At 70.6% G+C, this 1,127-nt stretch carries 1 protein-coding gene; it reads right to left on the reverse strand.

Translation table 11 applies throughout. From position 1 onward, the window contains the following. Nucleotides 1–1,026: transposase (locus ABTY98_RS42195; protein WP_352226477.1), on the reverse strand; the 1,026-nt coding region annotated here is incomplete at its 3' end. Between the last annotated feature and the right edge of the window lie 101 nt (nucleotides 1,027–1,127).

Below are 1,127 nucleotides of genomic sequence, written 5' to 3' on the forward strand. Positions count from 1 at the left end.
GGCTTCGGCTTCGGCTTCGGCTTCGGCTTCGGCTTCGGCTTCGGCTTCGGCTTCGGCTTCGGCTTCGGCTTCGGCTTCGGCGGGAGTGTCGCAGGTTTCGGTGAGGTGGACCTTGTAGCCCATCCAGAACAGGTCGTCGCCCTTGGCCGCCCAGCGGGCATCGGGGTCGTAGGGGGAGGCCAGGCGGAGTTGGCCGGGCGGGACGCCCTCGTCGTCGGCGTCCCGCTTTTTGATCACCTCCCGTCCCCGGGTGTCGGTGTGCAGGTAGTAGGTCTGCACAAGGATCTGCCGCAGCAGACCCACCGCCTCGATCTCGCGGATCCACACCGGGGTGTCGGCGGCCCAGGCGGCCCGGCACAGGGCCAGGGCATCCTGGCCGAAGACCTGTGCGAGCCGGTCGCGTTTCGTCTGCGAGGACGGCATGCGCCAGCCGTCCACTCTCGGCCCGTAGCGGTGCGCGAACTCGGCCACATCGACCTGTCCGGCCAGCCAGGCCGGTGCCGCGACCGCGAGGGCCTCCAGGGCCGCCCGCACGCTCTCCCCGGCGAGCTCCAGACGGTTCAAGTCCCGCACCGCGCTGATCACATGGGTGGAATCGGTGCGCTGTTTGCCCCCGGCGGCTACCAGGCCCCCGTCCTTGCAGTGTTCCAGGAGCCGGTCGAAAACCACACGTTCCATGCCGTGCCCGGACAGCCGGCTGCGGAACCGGCTCAGCACGCTGGCATCGAAGCCCGTGTCCGTCAACTCGGCCCCGAGCGCGTATTTCCAGTCGATCGCCCGCACCGCCATCGCCGCCGCCTGCCGGTCGGTCAGGTCCTCGGCGAACTGCAACACCGTGACCAGCGACAACACCCCCGGTGACAGTCCCGGGGCACCGCGCACCCCGAACGCGTCGGCGAACGGCTCGTCGGCGAAGACCTCCGCGAGCCGATCACGCACCCGCATCGCCAGGCTCCCCTGCGGGAACGCCGCCCGGGCCACCGCCGCGGTCTGCACCGGAACCTCCGGCAGCCCCTTCGGCCGCATCGACACCCGCATCACCCCCACGGCCGCACGACAGGACAACAGCCGCACGGACGATCATCCCGCGCCCACCGTCACCCCGCACGGAATTGAGCAGCAGAGTC

The organism is Streptomyces sp. NPDC096040 (assembly GCF_040303265.1).
Taxonomy (GTDB): domain Bacteria; phylum Actinomycetota; class Actinomycetes; order Streptomycetales; family Streptomycetaceae; genus Streptomyces.